The 19,459-nt window shown below is 64.6% G+C and carries 17 protein-coding genes and 2 tRNA genes; 14 read left to right on the top strand and 5 right to left on the bottom strand.

Annotation, left to right across the window (positions count from 1 at the left end):
* Nucleotides 1–42: 42 nt before the first annotated feature.
* Nucleotides 43–909 carry an S-methyl-5'-thioadenosine phosphorylase gene (locus tag VF631_RS03445; protein WP_431848873.1) on the bottom strand — a complete coding sequence of 289 codons (867 nt, stop codon included), beginning with the start codon at nt 907–909 and terminating at the stop codon, nt 43–45.
* 105 nt (nt 910–1,014) lie between these two features.
* On the opposite strand from VF631_RS03445, the gene VF631_RS03440 reads away from it, so the two are divergent.
* On the top strand, nt 1,015–1,701 hold the full coding sequence (locus VF631_RS03440) for a TIGR02117 family protein (RefSeq protein WP_431848872.1): 687 nt from the start codon (nt 1,015–1,017) through the stop codon (nt 1,699–1,701).
* Nucleotides 1,702–2,033: 332 nt separating this feature from the next.
* On the opposite strand, the gene VF631_RS03435 is transcribed toward VF631_RS03440, so the two are convergent.
* Nucleotides 2,034–2,423 carry a hypothetical protein gene (locus VF631_RS03435; RefSeq protein WP_431848871.1) on the bottom strand — a complete coding sequence of 130 codons (390 nt, stop codon included), beginning with the start codon at nt 2,421–2,423 and terminating at the stop codon, nt 2,034–2,036.
* Between the two features lie 92 nt (nt 2,424–2,515).
* Here VF631_RS03435 and VF631_RS03430 point away from each other — a divergent pair, with 92 nt between their 5' ends.
* The 7 genes from VF631_RS03430 (at nt 2,516) to VF631_RS03400 (ending at nt 10,412) form a co-directional block, all read left to right on the top strand.
* On the top strand, nt 2,516–3,868 hold the full coding sequence (locus tag VF631_RS03430) for a nicotinate phosphoribosyltransferase (protein WP_431848870.1): 1,353 nt from the start codon (nt 2,516–2,518) through the stop codon (nt 3,866–3,868).
* Nucleotides 3,869–3,879: 11 nt separating this feature from the next.
* Entirely contained in the window at nt 3,880–4,518 is a 639-nt protein-coding gene (locus tag VF631_RS03425; protein ID WP_431848869.1) for a nicotinamidase, read from the top strand.
* Between the two features lie 109 nt (nt 4,519–4,627).
* Complete coding sequence (locus VF631_RS03420; RefSeq protein WP_431848868.1) at nt 4,628–5,803, top strand: sensor histidine kinase; 1,176 nt, start codon at nt 4,628–4,630, stop codon at nt 5,801–5,803.
* Nucleotides 5,800–6,639, top strand: a complete 840-nt coding sequence (locus VF631_RS03415) for a LytR/AlgR family response regulator transcription factor (protein ID WP_431848867.1) — start codon at nt 5,800–5,802, stop codon at nt 6,637–6,639. Before VF631_RS03420 ends, VF631_RS03415 begins: the two co-directional genes overlap by 4 nt.
* Nucleotides 6,640–6,769: 130 nt before the next feature.
* Complete coding sequence (locus VF631_RS03410; RefSeq protein ID WP_431848866.1) at nt 6,770–7,621, top strand: CPBP family intramembrane glutamic endopeptidase; 852 nt, start codon at nt 6,770–6,772, stop codon at nt 7,619–7,621.
* Nucleotides 7,622–7,728: 107 nt separating this feature from the next.
* Entirely contained in the window at nt 7,729–8,487 is a 759-nt protein-coding gene (locus tag VF631_RS03405; protein ID WP_431848865.1) for a PP2C family protein-serine/threonine phosphatase, read from the top strand.
* Nucleotides 8,484–10,412, top strand: a complete 1,929-nt coding sequence (locus tag VF631_RS03400) for a protein kinase domain-containing protein (RefSeq protein WP_431848864.1) — start codon at nt 8,484–8,486, stop codon at nt 10,410–10,412. Before VF631_RS03405 ends, VF631_RS03400 begins: the two co-directional genes overlap by 4 nt.
* Nucleotides 10,413–10,459: 47 nt before the next feature.
* Here VF631_RS03400 and tagH read toward each other — a convergent pair whose 3' ends face one another.
* Complete coding sequence (gene tagH / locus VF631_RS03395; protein ID WP_431848863.1) at nt 10,460–11,686, bottom strand: type VI secretion system-associated FHA domain protein TagH; 1,227 nt, start codon at nt 11,684–11,686, stop codon at nt 10,460–10,462.
* A 234-nt stretch (nt 11,687–11,920) separates the two neighbouring features.
* Here tagH and VF631_RS03390 point away from each other — a divergent pair, with 234 nt between their 5' ends.
* The 3 genes from VF631_RS03390 (at nt 11,921) to VF631_RS03380 (ending at nt 16,078) form a co-directional block, all read left to right on the top strand.
* Nucleotides 11,921–12,097, top strand: a complete 177-nt coding sequence (locus VF631_RS03390; protein ID WP_431848862.1) for a hypothetical protein — start codon at nt 11,921–11,923, stop codon at nt 12,095–12,097.
* 792 nt (nt 12,098–12,889) lie between these two features.
* Nucleotides 12,890–12,964: transfer RNA gene (locus VF631_RS03385), tRNA-Val, on the top strand.
* Nucleotides 12,965–13,510: 546 nt separating this feature from the next.
* A complete protein-coding gene (locus VF631_RS03380) occupies nt 13,511–16,078 on the top strand; it encodes a M10 family metallopeptidase C-terminal domain-containing protein (protein ID WP_431848861.1) in 2,568 nt (855 codons plus the stop codon).
* A gap of 82 nt (nt 16,079–16,160) precedes the next feature.
* On the opposite strand, the gene VF631_RS03375 is transcribed toward VF631_RS03380, so the two are convergent.
* Nucleotides 16,161–16,346, bottom strand: a complete 186-nt coding sequence (locus VF631_RS03375; RefSeq protein ID WP_431848860.1) for a hypothetical protein — start codon at nt 16,344–16,346, stop codon at nt 16,161–16,163.
* A gap of 124 nt (nt 16,347–16,470) precedes the next feature.
* Here VF631_RS03375 and VF631_RS03370 point away from each other — a divergent pair.
* Nucleotides 16,471–16,547, top strand: a tRNA-His gene (locus VF631_RS03370).
* 31 nt (nt 16,548–16,578) lie between these two features.
* On the top strand, nt 16,579–17,628 hold the full coding sequence (locus VF631_RS03365) for a Leu/Phe/Val dehydrogenase (RefSeq protein ID WP_431848859.1): 1,050 nt from the start codon (nt 16,579–16,581) through the stop codon (nt 17,626–17,628).
* 89 nt (nt 17,629–17,717) lie between these two features.
* Here VF631_RS03365 and VF631_RS03360 read toward each other — a convergent pair whose 3' ends face one another.
* The gene (locus tag VF631_RS03360; RefSeq protein WP_431848858.1) at nt 17,718–18,635 is read right to left on the bottom strand and encodes a DMT family transporter; all 918 of its coding nucleotides are present in this window, start codon (nt 18,633–18,635) and stop codon (nt 17,718–17,720) included.
* Between the two features lie 105 nt (nt 18,636–18,740).
* On the opposite strand from VF631_RS03360, the gene ccmC reads away from it, so the two are divergent.
* On the top strand, nt 18,741–19,457 hold the full coding sequence (gene ccmC, locus VF631_RS03355) for a heme ABC transporter permease CcmC (RefSeq protein ID WP_431848857.1): 717 nt from the start codon (nt 18,741–18,743) through the stop codon (nt 19,455–19,457).
* The last annotated feature ends 2 nt before the right edge of the window (nt 19,458–19,459 follow it).

The raw sequence follows: 19,459 nt of genomic DNA, 5'->3' as shown, positions 1-19,459 counted from the left end.
GGATGAGGCCACCAGATAGCGCAATCGTGGCCCGCTCCGCGCTTAGCCGAACACGCGCCGCCCGATCGCGTCCAGCTTTGCCAGCATCGCAGGATCCCGCGCGCCGGGCGCGGTGATGATGGCGGCATCGAGCGCCGTGTCGATAGGGGAGGGCGAGCGCTCGGGGGGAAGCGCCCGCGCGAGCTCAACCACAAGGCGGCGCCCCGTCTCCGCGTTCGCCATCAACTGCGCGATGATTGCCGCGACCTCGACATGCTCGCCGCGGCCACGCCAGCCATCGTAATCGGTGACCATCCCAACCAGCGCATAAGGCAGTTCCGCCTCCCGGGCGAGCTTCGCTTCCGGCATCGCGGTCATGCCGATCACGTCACAACCCCATGCCCGGTACATGTGGCTCTCGGCGCGGGACGAGAATTGCGGGCCTTCCATGGCGAGGTAGGTGGCGCCGCGGGCGACGCTCGCGCCCGCGGCCTCGCCCGCAGTGGCGGCCAGCGCCGACAGACGCGGGCAAACCGGATCGGCCATCGATACATGGGCGACCAGCCCCGGACCGAAAAAGCTGCTCGGCCGCGCTACCGTGCGGTCGATGAACTGGTCGACCACCACGAACCGCCCGGGCGCCAGCTCCTCGCGCAGCGAGCCGATCGCGGAGATGGCGAGGACGTCCGTGCATCCTGCCCGTTTCAAGGCGTCGATGTTCGCCCGGGCGTTGACCTCGCTGGGCGGAATGCGGTGGCCCCTGCCATGGCGGGGCAGGAACATAAACCTGACGCCCGCAATGCGCCCGATCAGCAACTCGTCGGAAGGTGGGCCCCAGGGAGTGTCGACCGCGAACCATTGAGCCTCTTCCAAAGCCTCCATTTCGTACAGGCCGGAGCCGCCGATGATGCCGATCGTCCATTCGCTCATGCCGTCGCCCTAGACCCACAAGCTCATCCCGGCGCAAGCGGGAATCCAGGCTGTCTCAGTGGCGCGGGGATGACGCGAGGATGGTGCTCGCGCTAAGCTGTCGATGTGAAGCGGCCACAACCTCGTTTTCTGCTCAAGGCCACCGCGATCGCCTTGGCGGTCCTCCTCGCACCGCCGCTTCTCTACTTGGTGGCGGCCCTGGTCGGCGGCGTCATTCCCGCCAATGCGGGATGGCGGGAGGCGCCCGCCGGCGTCACGATCTTTGTCCGCACTAATGGAGTCCATACCTGGGTCATGGTGCCGACGGTCACCAGCGAGATGGACTGGCGCCCGCTGGCGCCTGCGACGCACATTCGCGATCAACGCTATTCCGGCAATTACCTGGCGTTCGGCTACGGCGACCGCGAATTCTATCTGAACACCCCGCGCTGGGCGGACCTGCGCCTTGGCACCGCGCTCACCGCTGCTTTCGGCGAGGGCCGCAGCCTGATGCACGTCGAGCATGAATGGAATCCTCGACCCGGCGAGGACCAGCGCTCGTTCCGCATCTCCCGGGAGCAATATCGCCGGCTCGCCGAGCACATCCTCCACAGCTTCGAGCGCGACCGGCAGGGCCGCACGATCCCGCTTCTCGGGCGGGGTTACGGGCCGGCTGACGTCTTCTACGAGGCCCGTGGTCCGTACAACGCCTTCCTCACCTGCAATGAGTGGACGGGAGCGACGCTGCGGACGGCGGGCGTTCGCATCGGGATCTGGACACCCTTGTCACAAAGCGTGATGGCCCGTTTCTGATGCGGCGCCCGGCCATCATTTCCCCAGCCTGATCGAGGATGTTGTGAAGCCTCGCAACGCTGAACAATCGCTGTCAGCCTCATTCAGCACTTCCTCAACCGAATCAGCATATTAGTGCATTCGTCGCTCAGGGTAGGCGGCGTTGAAGCGGGGAGTTGATCCGCTTTTTGCCTCCCCGGACCGATCCCTCGCGTCGCGTAACGAGGGCGGGGCTGGCGCTTCCCCCGAAGCGCCGGCCCCGAATGCGTCATGCGATTGTCGGTTCAGGCCATTCCACGCTCAGGCGCCTTGCAAGCAACGGCAGAGAAAGCGGGAAGTCGCCGGTTCCTTGACTAGCGGATCCGGCGGTAGGGAATGAAGTCGCCGAGAAAGACCACGCCAGTCTCGAACCGAGATGCGCTGTCGTAAAGGCGCACGACCTCCGGTCGGCACAGCTGATTGGTGTGCAGCCGAGTGACCAGCGTATCCCACTGGTCGAGCGACTCCGCCCCGCCGCGGGGCCGATTGACGTAGAGGACGCGGCCCGCATCGTAGATGATTGCGGTGCGATTGATGATGCGGACCGAACGGACATTCGACAGGTTGATGCAGCCAACGGGCTCACCGGCGACGCGGCCCTTGATCGCGTCGGCAAGCTCCGCTTCGGGCGCAAGCCGGGACTTCGAAAGGGCGGGGGTGGCGAGAAGGGCGGTGCCAAGAAGGGCGGTGAGAAGGCGGCGCATATCTCTGATCCGATCGAGAGGAAGCGTGCACGCTTAGCGCGCGCCGGCTGAACCGCTGCTGACGGCGTTTACAGAGCTCGCTAGGAAGCGGCATGGACTTCGCCACGCGCGCTTACAACCACAGCTTCCCGTTCGATCCTATCGTCCGGTCCTTGCTCGACACGGACTTCTACAAGCTTCTGATGCAGCAGTTCATCTGGGAGCATTACCCGAACGAGCAGGTGAGCTGGCGCGTGACGAATCGGACGCGCAAGGTGAAGCTTGCCGCGGAGATCGACCTCAGCGAGCTTCGCGAGCAGCTCGACCATGCTCGGGAGCTGCGCTTCACGCCGTCCGAGATCATCCATCTGCGCGGGCAGAGCTTCTACGGCCAGAGCGGCATCTTCAAAGAAGGCTATCTGCATGCGCTCGCCGCCTTCCGCCTTCCGGAGTATCGGCTCGGACAAAGCACCGACCGACAGATCGATCTCAGCTTCGATGGGCCGTGGTGGCAGACGACGCTTTGGGAAATCTACGCCCTCACCATTGTCAACGAGCTTCGCTCGCGCGCGCTGATGCGGGCAATGTCGCGGTCGCAACTCGACATCCTCTACGCTCGAGCCAAGGTGAAGCTTTACGCCAAGCTCGAGCGGCTTCGCGGACTTCCTGGGCTCAACGTCACCGACTTTGGTACGCGGCGGCGGCACGGCTTCTTGTGGCAGGAGCATTGCGTGCTGACGGCGCGCGAAGTGCTCGGCGAGCATTTTACCGGGACGTCCAATGTCCACCTGGCGATGAAGCACGAGCTGGAGGCCAAGGGCACAAACGCACACGAATTGCCGATGGTCCTGGCGGCGCTCACTCGCCAGCGCGCCCCGCGCGATGCCGAGGCGCTACGGCAGTCCCAGTATAAAGTGCTGCAGCAATGGCAGAACCAGTATCGCGGCAATCTGCTGGTCTTTCTGCCCGACACATTCGGCACTACGCAGTTTCTCGATCAGGCGCCGCAATGGGTGAGCTACTGGACCGGCGCGCGGCCGGACTCGAAGGAGCCGATCGAGGGCGGTGAGGAGCTGATCCGCTTCTGGAAGCGTATCGGCCTGACCGATGAGGAGATCGCTTCCAAACGCCTGATCATCTTCTCGGACGGTCTCGACGTGCATCTGCCCGGCTCTGCCGCGAATGGCGCGGACATCGCGGACATCTACCACCACTTCGACGGCAAAGTGCTGGCGGGCTTCGGCTGGGGCACCAACCTGACCAATGATTTCATTGGCTGCCACCCGGTCGATTCGGACCGGATGAAGGCGATTTCGCTGGTCTGCAAGGTGCAGGCGGTGAACGGCCGTCCCGCGGTCAAGCTCAGCGACAATTATGAGAAGGCGACCGGCCCCTTCGAGGAGGTCGAGGCCTATCGCGCTGTATTCGGCAGCGCCGGCGTCAGAAACGCGCCGGTGCTCGTATGAGGAAAGTGGACATGGACCTCGAAATCGCCGCGAGCGATGCGCTCGTCATCGTCGATCCCCAGAATGACTTCTGCCCGGGCGGTGCGCTCGCTGTAGCGGCTGGCGATGAAATCATGTCCGGCATCGACGCCCTCGCCCTTCGGTTTCCGCTGGTGGTGATCACCCAGGACTGGCACCCAGCCGGCCACAGCAGCTTCGCGAGCAGCCACCCCGGCGCGGCGCCGTTCAGCATGACGACCATGCCTTATGGGCCGCAGGTGCTTTGGCCGGATCACTGCATCCAGGGCAGCCCGGGAAGCGCCTTTCACGTCGACATCGCCGGTGCGGTCGATCGCGCCCACCTCATCATCCGCAAGGGGTACAATCCGGCGATAGATTCCTATTCTGCCTTTTACGAGAACGACAAGACCACGCCGACCGGCCTCGCCGGCTTCCTACGCGACAGGGGCGTGAAGCGCTGCGTGCTGGTCGGCTTGGCCTATGATTTCTGCGTCGGTTATTCCGCGCTCGATGCTCGCCGGGAGGGGTTCGAGGCGCTGGTGATAAAGGAACTCACGCGGGCGATAGCGATGCCGACGGAGGGTGGCGGCACTACGGTTGATGTGATCGAAGCCCGGTTCGCGCAAAGCGCGGTCCAGCTCGCCGCCTGACCGGCGGAAGTGCGGCGCGGTGCGCGCCTTGCCGTCGACGAACGACTGATCCGCGCGACGAAGGCGGATCGACTTCACAAGCCGTTCATGGGAAATTGCCGCCATGTTGATGAGGACAAGCAGCGCCGATGCCGCCGAGACCAGCCCCACAATTCCAAGCGCCGGGCGCATGTTCGCGCTCGGCATCCCGTTCTGGCTGTGCATCGTCGGAGGATCGGCGCTCAGTCATACGCTCAAAGGCTGGCAGTGGGATGTCTCACATCTGCCGACCGATCTGGCGATCATCTTTGGCGGCGCGGGAATTGGCGCGGGCATATACGCATTCCTAAGGCGCAATACGGCGCTTGAATTCAATCGTCAGATTGCCGCGGCTTTGCTGCTGATCCTGGTAATCGCGATCCCGACCGAATCGATGCTCCGCGGCTTGAAGCTGATCAACCCGATCGCGAAGCCGAAACCGGCCTATGAAAACGTCATGTTGTTTCCGGGACCGAACGGAAAGGTTCGCCGGCAGGTGGTGAGGTTCCCGGCCGAGCCGGCAACCGCGGCCCAGATGTTTCGACCGAAAGAAGTCCTGCGCGGGGGCATTTTCTGGCTGGCGATTTTCTCGCTGTGGGCGGCGGTCTGCATCGCAATGCTGCGCGATCGCGAAGCGCGCCATAGGGAGCGGCGCATGGCCGCACTGCAGGCCGAAGCCTATGATGCTCAGGTCCGCGCGTTGCGCTACCAGGTCAACCCGCACTTCCTGTACAACACGCTGAGCTCCATCTCGACGCTGATCCTGGAGGGCAAGAGCGAAGTCGCCGAGCGCATGACGATGCAGCTTTCCGCCTTTTTCCGCGCCAGTCTCGCCACCGATCCTTTCCAGGACGTGCGATTGGGCGACGAATTGGCGCTTCAGCGGCTTTACCTACAGATCGAGCAGACCCGCTTCGCGGACAGTCTGAAGGTCGAATATGACGTGCCCGCGGTGCTCGACGATGCCCTGGTGCCGAGCCTCATCCTGCAGCCGTTGATTGAGAATTCGATCAAGCACGGACTTCAGGAAGCCGGCAAAATTACGGTGCTGACCATTTCCGCACGAAAGGTGGCCGAGCGGCTGGTGCTCGAAGTCGCCGACAACGGGCGCGGCCCGGGATGCGAGCATGGAACCGGAGTGGGACTTGGCAATGTGCGGCGGCGGCTGACTACTCGTTTCGGGAGCAGTTGCCGCTTTCTTGCGGGCGCAGTGGAGAGGGGAGGCTTTGCGGTGAGATTAGAAATGCCCCTGCAGTTAGCGGCATGACGCCGCTTCGGGTGATGGCGATCGACGACGAGGCGCTGGCGCTTCGCCGGATCGAGATCGCGATGAGTCGGGTGCCGGACGTCGAGCTGATCGGCACGGCCCGGGGCGGGCGCGAAGGGCTGGAGCTCGTTGAAAAGCTCCGGCCGGACGTGCTGCTGCTCGACATCAACATGGCCGGGTTCGGCGGGTTCGACGTCGTAGATGGCCTGAGCGCGGCCAACGCGCCGCTGGTCATCTTCATCACCGCTTTCGATCAATATGCGGTGCGCGCGTTTCAGGTCAGCGCGGTCGACTATCTGCTCAAACCCCTCGAGTTCGAGCGCCTGCGGTCCGCTCTCGACAAGGCTCGCACGACACTGCGCCTGATCGATGCCGAGGATCGCGCGGCTGAACTCAAGGAGCTGGTTACCACGCTTCGCCAACATCGCGCGACCGATCACGAGCCGAGCCGCTATGAGACGGAGATATGGGCGCCGCGAGGCTGCGGGTTCGAACGTGTGCTGGTTGCCGACATCAACTGGGTGGAGGCGGAGCGGGACTATGTGCAGCTGCGCACCGGCGCGCGCTCCTATCTGATCCGCGAGACGATGAGCGGAATGGAGTCCCGGCTCGATCCGGAGGTGTTTATCCGCGTCCATCGCTCGGCGCTGGTAAGGATCGACCGGATCGGCTCGATCCGGCGTCCGGGCTATGGCCGCTTCAGCCTGCAACTGACCAGCGGCGAGGAGGTCCCGGTCGGGCGCACCTATGTGAAGCAGATCAAGAAGCTCATCGGTGCGGGGACGGGCGAGCAGGAGCCCGAGCCCGAGCGGCAGCTCCTGACGGCGCGGGCCTGATATCCCAGGTTCGATTCAGCACCTCAGGCCTCTGCGGCAAATGGGTTTGCTTCACTCGTCTCCCAACGCTGGTTTGTCTTGGCTGAGAGCCCGTGTAAGTTTCGCCTGAGCTGTTCGGGGGAGCGGGGCGATGCGTGGGTTGTTTGTTCTGTCGGCGGCCATTGGCGCTTGTGCGCTGATCGTGTGGTTCGGCCCGGCCACCGCCGAGCGACTGGTTCCACTGCTTGGCGGCTTCCAGCAGAGCATGGCGGCAGTCGAAACCCTTTATACCGTCGTCATCTTCGGCGCACTCTTGCTGGTGGCCCTCGCCGGCGGCACCTTGTGCAAGCTGAACCCGTTCCGCATGGGCGAACATCGGGCGGCGATGCTCATCCTCGGTGCGCTCGCCGGCGCCGCCGGAATCTTGGCGGCGACTCTTTATGCAAGGCTCGCCGGTAGCCTGGATCCGGGCGTTGCTACGCCGGGTTTTGTGGTGACAATCCTCTGGGGCTCGCTGGTGATCCTGTTTGCGGCCGCCGTGGAGGAAATCTACTTCCGCGGCTGGCTTCAGCCCGTTCTTGCGCGCGACTACGGCTTGCCCGTGGCTCTGCTCTTGTCCTCGCTCGCCTTTGCCGCGCTCCACGTGATGGGTGGGGCGCGCAGCCCCACCACGCTCGCCAACCTGTTCCTCGGTGGCCTCGTCTTCGGCCTGCTCGCGGCGCGAGGCGGCGGTCTCGCCGGAGCCATCGCTGCCCATTTCACCTGGAACTGGACAGAGCAGATCGCGCTCGGGCTGGATCCCAATCCCGGCATGGGCAGCTTCGGCGCGCTTGCCGATCTCGAGCTCACCGGGCCCGCCATCTGGGGCGGCTCGGACGAGGGGCTCAACGCCAGCATCGCCATGACCGTGGCCTTGTTCGCGCTGCTGGTACCGTTGCTCATCTGGGCGCGCGACAGCCTGGTCCCGATCTCGGCCGGCTCACGCCCCGCTCCGGCCGAATAGGGCTTCGTCCAAAGAGCTTGGTGACGGCGTCAAGCTGTGCTTAGGTGGGTTGTGTCCTGGGGGGCGGGGGCGATGAATTTGACTTGGCTGCATTGTAGAGGTCGGGCGTGAACTCGTCTTCCATGCGCGTGGAAACCGGCGCTCTCACGCATGTGGGCAAGGTCCGGTCCAACAATGAGGACAGCCATCTCGCGCGCGAGGAAAGCGGGCTGTGGGTGGTCGCCGATGGCATGGGGGGCCACGAAGGCGGCGAATGGGCGTCGGCGAAAATCGTCGAGGAACTCGGCGATCTGGTGCTGCCCGCCGACTTCGAGCCGGCCTGCGAGAAGATCGCCGGCGCCATCCACGCCGCCAACGCCGCCATCTTCCGCAAGGCCACGCAACGCGGGCGGCAAATGGGCTCGACCGTTGTGGCCTTGTTCGTACGAGGCAGCCGCTTTGTCGTCTTCTGGGTCGGCGACAGCCGCGCCTATCTGCTCCGCGATGGCAATCTAGTTCGGATCAGCCGCGATCACAGCCAGATCCAGCAGATGCTGGATCGAGGGTTGATCAGCGAGCAAGAGGCCACTGGTCACCCAATGAGCCATGTCCTCGCCCGCGCAGTCGGCGTGGTCGAGACGATGGAATTGGATTCCCGAGAGGGGGAGATCGAGCCGGGCGACACCTTTCTGCTCTGCAGCGATGGCCTTCACGGCTTCGTGCCTGAAGCCGACATTGCCCGCTTGCTCCGCGGCAGCCCCGACACCAGCCCGGAACAGCTCGTTCAGCTGACCCTCGAGCGCGGCGCTCCTGACAATGTGACGGTGATCACCGTTATGTTCACCGAACCGACCCTTCTTTCCCTGCCCGAAAGCGCTACGGCATGAACCAGGATGACGCCTCGAATCCGCCTGAGGACGACGAGCCGCGCACCGTTTTCACTCCGCCGCCCAGCGGGAATGAGCCTGCGCCCGAGGATCGCACCATCGTATCGCCGGCAATCAGCGGTGACGCCGAGCGCACGGCGATCGCGGCCTCCGCGCCGGCTTCGGGTGCTTCTTCGGGCGGCTCAACTCCTCCGACCTCCATGCCATTCACTAATTTCGCGCCGCGCGAGGACGGGCAGGGCATTCAGGTGGGCGACTGCCTCAATCACATTTTCCGGGTCGACCGCTTTCTTGCCCGCGGCGGCATGGGCGAGGTGTTCGAAGGCTGCAACATCAACACAGACGAGCGGGTCGCCATCAAGGTGATGTTGCCGGCTCTGGCGGCGGACGAAAAGGTCATCGCCATGTTCCGCAAGGAGGCGAAGACCATGACCCGCCTCCATCACGAGGCGTTGGTCGGCTACCGCGTGCTGGCGCAGGAACCGCAGCTCGGCGTCCTCTACATCGTCACCGAGTTCATCGACGGCGTGAACCTGTCCGACGCGCTCGGCAAAATCCAGCCGACCGAGGAGGAATTGGCGGGGCTCCTGAAGCGCCTGGCCTCCGGACTCGCGGTCGCGCATCGGCTCGGCGCGATTCACCGCGATATTTCGCCCGACAACATCCTGCTCGAGGGGGGCGACTATCATAAGGCCAAGGTGATCGATTTCGGCATCGCCAAGGATCTCGATCCGAGCTCCAAGACGATCGTCGGGGAGGGCTTCGCCGGCAAGCTCAACTATGTCGCTCCTGAGCAGCTTGGCGACTTCGGCCGGGAGGTCGGGCCGTGGACGGACGTCTACAGCCTGGCGCTGGTGATACTGGCCGTCATCACGGGCAAGAACGTCAAGATGGGTGGTTCGCTCGTCGATGCCGTCGACAAGCGCCGCGCAGGGGTGGACCTCAGCCCGGTGCCGGAGAAGCTGAAGCCGGTCCTGGAAGCGATGCTCCGCCCGGACCCGAAACAGCGGCTTCGCTCCATGGACGACGTGGTCGCCATGCTTGGGGGCGACGGCACAACCGCGCGGCCGATCACATCCCTCGATGGAGCGATCGCTTCCGCGCCGCCCAAAGGCGGCATGTCGAAAGGCGCGCTGATCGGCTCAGCCGCGGCAGCGGTCGCCATCCTCGGGGCTGGCGCCTGGTTCGCGATGAATGCCGGGCCGAGCGCTGATGAGCAGGTTGGGATCGCGCGCACCGCCATCGACCAGGCTTTGCCCGGTGTTGAGTGCAGCTGGCTGCAAGCCGCCGAAGTGAAGGTGGGAGAGCCTTTGTCGGTCCGCATGACCGGCGTTGCCGGCAATCCCACCGGTGCCCGTAACCAGATCGCCCAGGCGGTTCAGGCAGCCGGCGTCACCGGTGCGAACGTCAACGTCGAGGAAGTCGCGCTGATCCAGCCGCAGGGCTGTTCTGCGCTGCAAACTTTCGGAAAAGTGCGAGCTACGGGCGAACAGCATCTGGCGGTCGACCAGCGCGAGTTCGAAATGGCCAAACAGCCCGCCGGTGCGCAATATGCGATTGCTTCTGTCGCAAAGGTGAAGTTCCGGCCGCCTTCCGGCAAGGACTTGTCGCTGCTCGGCATCGAGCCGAACGGGGAATTGTCCGAGCTGCTCCCGAACCGAGCCGCGCTCGATCAGGCGGTTGCCGCCGGGATCGTGACGCAGCTGCCCAGCGGAGAGTTCGAGCTCAGCATCGACATGGACCACACCGGCTGGTCCGGCCTCGTCCTGCTGACCGGAGATGGTCCGTTCGACAAGGCGGTGACCCAGCCCGCCCTGAGCGCCCGCGGCCCCGACTGGCAGAACCAGTTCGTCGCTGCCGCCTCGGAGCGCGAATGGAAGTCGGAAATGCTCTGGTTCAAGTCGGTCGACAAGCAGCCGAACTAGTCGAAGAGCGGGGCCAGCTGCGCTCGTATCAGCGCGTCGTCATAGCTTTACGGGCGCTGCTGCTTCTGCAGCTGTTTGTCGTAATATTTCCGAAATTCCTTCGAGAAGACCTCCATGAAGGCCTCGTCCGATTCGGCCGCGACCTTGGCGAACTCACGCTCGTAATTGTGCCACAAGGCGGCATCGCGCATTGCGGGGATGACCCGGGTGAGCACGCCCATATTCTCGGCCCGCCGCTTGATCGATCCGGGCGAGAAGCGCTCAAGTGTCGCCTTTAGCGAGCCCGGAATAGCGGCAAGGGTAGCAATTTGATGCGATTGAAGATCGAGGTAGCCGTCCTCGATCGCCCTTTCGGCTTCCATGAAGCCGCGCTCCTTAGGATTGAGCAACTGCTTCAGCGCGGCCTCGGGCGTGCGCGCGAACTTGATGGGATTGTTGCCTTCCACCTGGAGGCTCGTGGACTCCGCGCCCATCTGGGATTTGGCGCGGGCGCGTGATTCCACCATCACGACCATCCCCGACACGAGCCGTCGGATCAGCCCGCCCGCTCGCGCCATCAACTCGACTGCGGAAAGGTTGCTGTCGCCGCGCTGCAGCCCCGCCGAAGTCATGAAGGCCTCGACGGGATCGGAGCCGTCGCTCGGGGCGGGGGCCGCGGCCGTGCCCCCGAAGCCGCTCCGGGCCCAGTCTAGATCGTTGGCGCTGATGAACTGGGTGAAGGCCTCGGAAGGCTCGTCCTCGACGTCTGCAGGGTTTCCACTAGGCCGCGAGGCCGGCTCCTTCTGCGGCGCGGGCGGGGGTGCCGGGGCGGGGGCGACCGGAGGCGCGGCCTGGGCGGCTGAAACGGCACCATCCGCACCGCGGCTCCAGGTGGATGTGCTCCCTGCAAAGCTCGGAGCTGTCTCAGCCTTTGCCGGGGTTGGTTCCGTCGCGTCGACGGCAGTTGTTCCCTGCGCGCGATCCTCCAGCGCAGCCTCGACTTGATACTGGCCGATCAAGAACACGTCGCCCGACTCGATCTTGCGTTCGCCGGTCATGCGCTCGGAGCTGCCATTGAGCAGAGTGCCGTTGGTGCTGATGTCTTTCAGGTAGTAGCCGTCGGCACGATTGCTGATCTGGCAATGGCGACTGGAGATGTAGTTCTTGTCGTCAGGCAAGCTCCAATCGCACGCCTTGGAACGGCCGATCGTCGCATCGCCATCCGCCAGCCTGAACTCCGCTTCACCCCTGCCGGCGAGGCTCTCCGGATTGCGTATGCTGAGTCTCAGCATCATGCCGGATCACGCGCGGCGCGCCGACCCTGGTCTTGCTCCAATCCGTAGCCCATGCACCGTCTCCCCCTCTGTCGACGTGCCAATCTCGGTTACGCGGGACCATAATGTCAGCTGACGGGCTGTGCAACATCGCGGAGCCGGAGTGCCGAACATCATCGCTTTGGCTTGCAAACGCGACAAGTGGTTAACGGGCCCGATTGGCAAGCGCTGCTAAAGGCCGTAATCAACGATAGAATGAATTTGCGCTGCCTTTTTGGATATCACCGCGCCTCGCTGAGCTCGATCGCCCGGCGGCAGAGCGGCTATTCGGCGATCTGCGAGTCCTGCGCGCGCCCGCTCGAGCGGACCAGCAACAGCCGCTGGGTCGCCTCCGACCCGCTCTACGACACCAAGGGTAGCTCCGCCGGCTAAAGCGCTGGCGGAGCTGCCGGTCAGCCAACCTGCCGTGATCGAAGCCGCGCCGGTACCCAGCGCCGGCGACGCTCCGCGCGTTTGCTCAGGATTCGCTGTCGACGCATGCTGAAACCAGCGTGGAAGAACATGTAGCCGAACATCGCGGCGATCAGGAGAGGGAACGCTATGTACATCATGCGCGGCCCAACTGAGCTGCGTGCGCCGAGTTCCACTAGAATTCGCTGACGAAATAAACTCAGCCAATGGCGCACCCAGCATGAAAACGATTGGCACTCGGATCATTGGGAAACGCTGTTCTTGTAATGCGGGTAGAGCCTGCCTTCGGGAGTGGGCGGCGCGACTGCAACAGGAATGCCGGTCATCGGTCTGTTCTAAAGGTGCGCGACCGGTGCGTCACTCATCTGAACGTCTTCTTTCCACCAGTCCCGGACGTTAGGCGGAACGGTCGAAGCTGCGCCGAACGGCACCCTCGGCGACAACGCGTCGATCCGGCGGGCGACACGTACTGGGGCAGTTCGTCGACGAGGACATCACCTTCGATCGGCCTCAAGCCTCTCGAGGCTCAACCACCCGGACCGGCTTGCCAACTTCCGCACCCCCGCTTCGAGCTGGACAGCCTGTACGGCGAGGGCCCGAGCTCATCCATCATGACGAAGGTGTCGGCGCGGGACGCCAGGTCTTTTTGGGCCGGTGATGCTGGACAGCCGCGCAGGCGCCGATTATCTGCCCGGGTCTGGCGCGCCGCTTCGGCGGCCACCTCCCGATCGGCATAGCCCGGGAGCCCGGCGTGGGCGCGTAGCTCAGTGGTAGAGCACACCCTTCACACGGGTGGGGTCGTAGGTTCAATCCCTACCGCGCCCACCACGCCGGTCCTGACCCGCTCGGTTCCCCAGCGTCATTCCGCATGTGCTCGCCGACGGGCATCCAGCGCGATTGCAGCCACTTAGAGGTGCCTCAATCCACACTTGAATTGCTCAAGTCACCGCAATTGAGAAACAGCCTACCACCAAATGGGGGTAAATTCGACGTTTATGTAACAATGTCTCCGGAACGGGATGGCGTTTGACCTGTTCTAATCCCGTGTGACGAAAGCGGTTTTTCGTCGCGGGGACAGGAACAGGGCTGTTGAAACAAGCCGCCGTCTATTCTGGAACGAAGCTCCCCGGCAGGTATGTAAGCCGGATCGGAGCCCATTGGTGTTGGTTCCGCGGTTCCGCGAACGCACCTCCATTAGCCAAATCGTAGTCCGAACCCGGTTCTCGGGTTCCGCAACGTAGCGTCGCTTCGCGACGGCTCGATTGCAATGCGTACCTCTAATCGCTGCCTGGAGCGCCCTCGGCGTCTCCGAACCCTGGCGGCTGGCCTCAACTGATCGAAGATAATCAAAGGGAGAGAAAACTAATGTGCTGGATGTGTGATCAAGACGGACGGTCCAACCTCACCAACCAATATTGGGGGAACAAGCTCGGCATTTCGGCCACGCATTTCGGTGCGCTTTCAAGCGGCAAGGCAACGACTGCGCCCCTTACGGACGGCAGCACGACCGGCTTTGCTCCGGACGCTCTCCTGGTCGTTGGCGCGGACGAAGCCGGCAGCGGCATCGGCGTTGCGCCCGGGAACCCCGCGCTGATCGTCGGTGGCACACCAACGGTGGCGACGCTGCAGACGATCGGGGACGAAGACTATTTCCAAGTCACCCTGGAAGCGGGCAAGACCTACGAAATCGGTCAGTTCGCCAAGATCGGCGGTCCGAGCGGTACTCCGCTGGCCGACGCCTATTTCGAGATTTACGATGCGGCCGGGAATCTGCTCCTCAGCGTCGACGGCGGCGGGCCCAATACGCCTTCCGGTCTGGACGCTCTGAGCACCTTCACTCCCCAGGCGGGTGGCGTCTACTTCATCAACGCACGCGCTTTCGATCAGGACCCCACGAACGGCACCAAGGGCGACGCGGTCGGTGATTATGAGCTGTTCGTCAAAGAGGTTGAGGCCGGCGCCCCCGTCTACACCCCCTTCTACGACATCAACAGCCCGCTCCATTCGCTCGACTGGGGCTCCGAATTCGCGCGCAGCTCGCGCAACCCTGACGGGGACAACGGCACCCGCAGCGACAATGGCGTCACTCAGGCGGACCTGCTGACCGACTCGCGCGCAGGCATCGAAGGCAAGAACGTCATCCGCGTCTATTTCGCCAAGCAAGGCGACGTGTTCGTGAGCTCGGACCCGACCACACCCGGTGTCACAGCCGACATCGTTCAGGTGCTGCCGATCACCGAAGCAGAGAAGGCCGCCTACCGGCTCGCCTTCGAGCAATATGAGAATGTCGCCGACCTGATCTACATCGAAGTCGACAATCGCAACGAAGCCGATCTCACGATCATCACCTACAAGGGCACGCCCGGACCGGGCGCCAGTCTGCTCGGCCGTGCTTCGCCTCCGGGTGAGGAGAGCGCGGGTCAGATGGAGTTCAACTCCGGCGACGAGCGCTACACCGACGCTGGCCTGACCCAGGGTGGCTTTTTCTTCACGACGCTGCTGCACGAGTTCGGCCACGCCCACGGCATGGCCCACCCGCACGACAATGGCGGGCGTTCCTCGATCATGCGCGGCGCCGGCGGCGGCACCGGCGGGATCGGCGGCGCCTATGGCGACTTCGGGCTGAGCCAGGGCGTCTTCACCGTCATGTCCTACAATGACGGCTACGATCTTCGTCCGGACGGCACCAAGAGCCCGGACGATTCCAAGGACAATGGCTGGGTCGGCACCCTGTCGCCGCTCGACATCGCCGTCATCCAGGACAAGTACGGCGTCAACGAGGAGTATCGGACCGGCAACGACACTTACGTCATCAAGGACGTGCAGGAGAAGGGCACCTTCTACGCCTCCATTTGGGACGGCGGCGGCGTCGACGAGATCGTCTATGAAGGCGCCCGCAACACGGTGGTGGATCTGCGCGCCGCGACGCTCAAGTACGAGGAAGGCGGCGGCGGCCGTGTCTCTTATGCGACCGGCATCCACGGCGGCTTCACCGTCGCAAATGGCGTCACCATCGAGAACGCCCGTTCCGGCGCCGGCAACGACACGGTGAACGGAAACGACGTCGCCAACAAGCTGAGCTCCGGCGCCGGCAACGACACGGTGAATGGGTTCGGCGGCGACGATACGATCAGCGGCGGCGCCGGCAAGGACATTCTGACCGGTGGCGCCGGCAAGGACACCTTCCTGTTCGCCGAACTGGCGGACAGCGGGGTCGGCGTGGATCGTGACGTCATCACCGACTTCGTCGATGGCGAGGACGTGATCCAGCTGGACAGTCTGGGCGGCAAGTCGTTCATCGGCAGCAGCGCCTTTACCGGATCGGCAGGCCAGGTCCGCGTCGCCACGTCGACCGGGCAGACCATCGTGGAGTTGGACAGCAATGGTGACGGTGTCGCCGACCTGCAGATCGAACTGACCGGCGGTTACCAGCTCGACAAGGGCGACTTCATCCTGGCCGTGACGCCGGGGCAGACACTGAGCGGCACCCGCAACTCCGACACGCTGCGCGGCGGTGAAGGTGACGACACGCTCGGCGGCCTTGGCGGCAACGACACGCTGATCGGTGGCGACGGCGACGACCGACTGAATGGCGGCGCCGATCGGGACACGCTGACCGGCGGGACCGGTGCGGACATCTTCGTGTTCGACACGGCCAACCACACCGGCACGCGTTCGTCGGCGGACCGGATCACCGACTTCCAGTCGGGCCTGGACCTCATCGACCTTTCCGCGATCGACGCCAACCGCAAGACGGCCGAGAACGATGCGTTCACCTTCATCGGCGGCGCGAACTTCTCGAAGAAAGCGGGCGAACTGCGCTACTCCAGCACCTCTTCGGGCACCTACGTTTCGGGTGACACGAACGGCGACGGCGTTGCGGATTTCGAAATCCTGCTGGTCAACAAGGCGACCCCGGTCGTCACCGACTTCCTGCTCTGATCCAGCACGGAGCGGAAGGACTGGAGCCCCGGCGTTGCCGGGGCTCTTTTTTGTGGGACCGGTCTGTTCCCCCGTGGCCGTTCTATTCGGGGATGGGCGCGCCGAGCTTTTCGGCGATTCGTCTGACCTCTTCGTCGGTCGGCGGGTCCGGCAGTTCCTGGCCCGGTGCGAGCGCCTCGTCCGGAAGGCCGGGTGCCGTGCCGGCGATCGGCTCGTTCACCGCCCGCTCGTTCGGGCCTGTGCTGATCTTCTCTCTGTCTTCAGCCATGGTCACCTCGTCTGGTTGCGCGAAGGGTAAGAGCGAGCGGCCCGGTGGTCCGGTTCCAGCCCGTCCTTGACGCTCGGGCGGGGGCGGGCCTATGTGCCGGCCACGCGTTCATCGAACGCAAATGGCGATCGTAGCTCAGCTGGTTAGAGCACCGGTTTGTGGTACCGGGGGTCGCGGGTTCAAGCCCCGTCGATCGCCCCACTTTCTCGAAGTTTCACTACAGGATCAACGCATGCAGTCGCTTTGGGATTATCCCGATTTCGACGACCATGAGGTCGTGCACTTTGTCACCGACCGGACATCGGGTCTCCGGGCGATCATCGCCGTCCATTCGACCCATCTCGGGCCCGGCGCGGGGGGGACGCGGCTGTGGCATTATCCGGAGAAGGGCGAGGCCGTGCGCGACGTGCTGCGGCTGTCGCGAGGCATGAGCTACAAGAATGCGATGGCGGGCCTGTCGCTGGGCGGCGGCAAGGCGGTGATCCTTGCGGATGAGGCGCGCAACAAGACCAACGAGATGTTCGCCGCCTTCGGCCGTGCGGTCAACGGGCTGTGCGGCAAATACGTGACCGCCGAGGATGTCGGCATCACCGTTCCCGACCTGGTCGAGGTGTCGAGGCATACGGGCTACGTGTCGGGCCTGCCGGTCGCGTCGGGCGCGGTGGGCGGCGATCCGGGCCCGCACACCAGCTACGGCGTGTTCCTGGGGATCAAGGCGGCTGTGCGCAACAAGCTCGGCAACGTCAGCCTGGCCGGGCTGCATATCGCAATCCAGGGCGCCGGCAGCGTCGCCGGCGGCGTCGCCCGCCGAGCCGCAGCGGAAGGCGCGCGGATCAGCATTGCCGACATCGACCCCGCCCGGGCGCAGAAGCTTGCGGACGAGGTTGGCGGGACGGTGGTCGCTCCCGACCAGATCATGACGCTGGAGGCGGAAGTCCTGAGCCCCAACGCGCTGGGCGCGATCCTCACCGCCCAGAGCATCGCGGCGCTTCGGACGCCGATCGTCGCGGGCGGGGCCAATAACCAGCTCGCCACGCCCGCCGAGGGCGATCTGATTCATGCACGCGGCATCCTCTACGCGCCCGATTATGTGATCAATGCAGGCGGCATCATCAACGTGGCCTCCGAGTATCTGAAGGACGCGGACGAGGCCGGGGTTCGGGCGAAGATCGAGCAGATACCGGGCCGACTCGAGCAGATCTGGGCGGAGAGCGACGCGACCGGGCGCAATCCGGCTGCCGTGGCGGACACGATGGCGCAGCGGCTGATCGGGCGGGGATAATTCTTCTCGTCCCCGGACTCGGTCCGGCAACCCTCTTACCTCCTGCACAGCAGAAGAAGGTGGGCCCCGGATCAAGTCCGGGGTGACGGCTATAGGGTAGTCACGAGTTCTTTCTTCTCTCGGCCGAGCTTGTGCTCGCGGTAGAGGGTGTAGAGGCCGCTGGCGATGATCACGGCGGCGCCGGCCCAGGTGGTCGCCGGGGGGTGATTGCCGAACAGCAGGTAGCCAAGCAAAACGGCCCAGAGCAGCTGCGTATAATCGAACGGCACCACGACGGAGACCGGCGCGAAGCGGAGCGATGAGGTCAGGCACAATTGGCCGAGCCCGCCGAACAGGCCGAGCGCGACCAGGATGCCCCAGGTGCCGGGATCGTGGGCGCGGGCGTAGAAGGGCAGGACGGTGGCGAGCGCCAGCATGGAGAGCAGGCTAAACCAGAGCACCGTCGTCTGTGTACCCTCCGTGCGGCCGATCTGACGAATGGTGATGGTGACGACGCCCACCCCGAACGCGGCCAGGATTGCGAGCACGAGCCCGATCGTCGGGACATGGGTGCCGCCGGGGCGCATCACGATCAGCACGCCGACGAAGCCGAGCGCGACCGCGCTCCAGCGATGGCGACCCACCTTCTCCTTCAGAACCAGCGCGGAGAGGGCCACCGCGAACAGGGGCGCGGCGAAGCCGATGGTCGTCGATTCCGCGAGGGGGAGATAAGAAAGGGCGCTGAACGCCAGCAGCATGGTGGTGAGGCCGATCGCCGCCCGGATCGCGTGCGCCTTCGGCCGCTCGGTCCGCCATGCGCCGAGATTGCGCGACCAGGCGATCCAGCCGAGCAGCGGGATCAGGCCGAAAGCAAAGCGATAGAATGCGAGCTCGGGCGTGCTGACGCCCGCCTGGTAGCCGAGCTTGATGGTTGCCGCCATGAAGGCGAAGCAGGTGGTTGCGCCGATCCGCAGCGCGATGCCGAGCAACCTGTTCTGGTCGGGACGTGAAGAGGCCGTGTCAGGCATGAACTTGGGTGGCGGCTTCGCGTCCGAGACGCGAAAAGGCAAGCGGCGCTTGTTAAGACTTTCCTACAAGCCCTTGCGCCGCTAGATAAGCTGCGGGGTTAGGGCATGCACGTTTACGCAAATCCGGCGCGGTTTCTGAAGCTCGCGCGTCCGCTCACCGTCTGGCTTGGCTGGTCGGGTGCGGCGTTGATCGCGTTCGCCCTGATTTCGGGGCTGTTCCTGGCGCCGCGCGACTATCTGCAGGGCGATAGCGTCCGCATCATGTACGTCCATGTGCCCGCCGCCTGGCTCGGCATGGGCGGCTGGACCGGGATTGCGGTGTCCAGCATCGCCACCCTGGTCTGGCGGCACCCGCTGGCGAGCATCGCCGGACGGGCCCTGGCTGTGCCCGGCGCGCTGTTCACCGCGCTTTGCCTCGTGACGGGGTCGCTCTGGGGCCGCCCGACTTGGGGAACCTATTGGGAATGGGACGGCCGCATGACTTCCATGCTCGTCCTCCTGTTCCTCTACATCGGCTACATCGCGCTCGCCGATGCGGACCGCGAGCGGGGCGGGGAGGGGCGGATCACCGCCATCTTCGGCCTGATCGGCGCGATCAACATTCCGATCATCAAATATTCGGTCGAATGGTGGAACACGCTCCACCAGGGCCAGAGCATCTCCGTGGCCAGCGGTTCGAGCATCGATGCATCGATGTTGTGGCCGCTGCTGATATCGACCCTCGGCTTTTCATTCCTGTTCGGGGCCATCGTGCTGATGCGGATGCGGGCGATGCTGGCCAGGGCAAAGGTGGAAGCGCGTCTGCGGAGAATGGCGGCATGAAC

The organism is Allosphingosinicella sp. (assembly GCF_036387615.1).
Taxonomy (GTDB): Bacteria; Pseudomonadota; Alphaproteobacteria; order Sphingomonadales; family Sphingomonadaceae; genus Allosphingosinicella.
Note: the sequence above shows the minus strand (reverse complement) of the source record. Positions and strands in the feature narration are given on the sequence as shown.

Coding starts and splice junctions, on each gene's coding strand:
- VF631_RS03425 (WP_431848869.1), top strand. CDS start 3,880: ATGGACCTCGAAATCGCCGCGAGCGATGCGCTCGTCATCGTCGATCCC.
- VF631_RS03430 (WP_431848870.1), top strand. CDS start 2,516: ATGGACTTCGCCACGCGCGCTTACAACCACAGCTTCCCGTTCGATCCT.
- VF631_RS03375 (WP_431848860.1), bottom strand. CDS start 16,346: ATGGCTGAAGACAGAGAGAAGATCAGCACAGGCCCGAACGAGCGGGCG.
- VF631_RS03415 (WP_431848867.1), top strand. CDS start 5,800: ATGACGCCGCTTCGGGTGATGGCGATCGACGACGAGGCGCTGGCGCTT.
- VF631_RS03360 (WP_431848858.1), bottom strand. CDS start 18,635: ATGCCTGACACGGCCTCTTCACGTCCCGACCAGAACAGGTTGCTCGGC.
- VF631_RS03420 (WP_431848868.1), top strand. CDS start 4,628: ATGAGGACAAGCAGCGCCGATGCCGCCGAGACCAGCCCCACAATTCCA.
- VF631_RS03390 (WP_431848862.1), top strand. CDS start 11,921: ATGAATTTGCGCTGCCTTTTTGGATATCACCGCGCCTCGCTGAGCTCG.
- VF631_RS03445 (WP_431848873.1), bottom strand. CDS start 909: ATGAGCGAATGGACGATCGGCATCATCGGCGGCTCCGGCCTGTACGAA.
- VF631_RS03410 (WP_431848866.1), top strand. CDS start 6,770: ATGCGTGGGTTGTTTGTTCTGTCGGCGGCCATTGGCGCTTGTGCGCTG.
- tagH (WP_431848863.1), bottom strand. CDS start 11,686: ATGATGCTGAGACTCAGCATACGCAATCCGGAGAGCCTCGCCGGCAGG.
- VF631_RS03400 (WP_431848864.1), top strand. CDS start 8,484: ATGAACCAGGATGACGCCTCGAATCCGCCTGAGGACGACGAGCCGCGC.
- ccmC (WP_431848857.1), top strand. CDS start 18,741: ATGCACGTTTACGCAAATCCGGCGCGGTTTCTGAAGCTCGCGCGTCCG.
- VF631_RS03435 (WP_431848871.1), bottom strand. CDS start 2,423: ATGCGCCGCCTTCTCACCGCCCTTCTTGGCACCGCCCTTCTCGCCACC.
- VF631_RS03365 (WP_431848859.1), top strand. CDS start 16,579: ATGCAGTCGCTTTGGGATTATCCCGATTTCGACGACCATGAGGTCGTG.
- VF631_RS03380 (WP_431848861.1), top strand. CDS start 13,511: ATGTGTGATCAAGACGGACGGTCCAACCTCACCAACCAATATTGGGGG.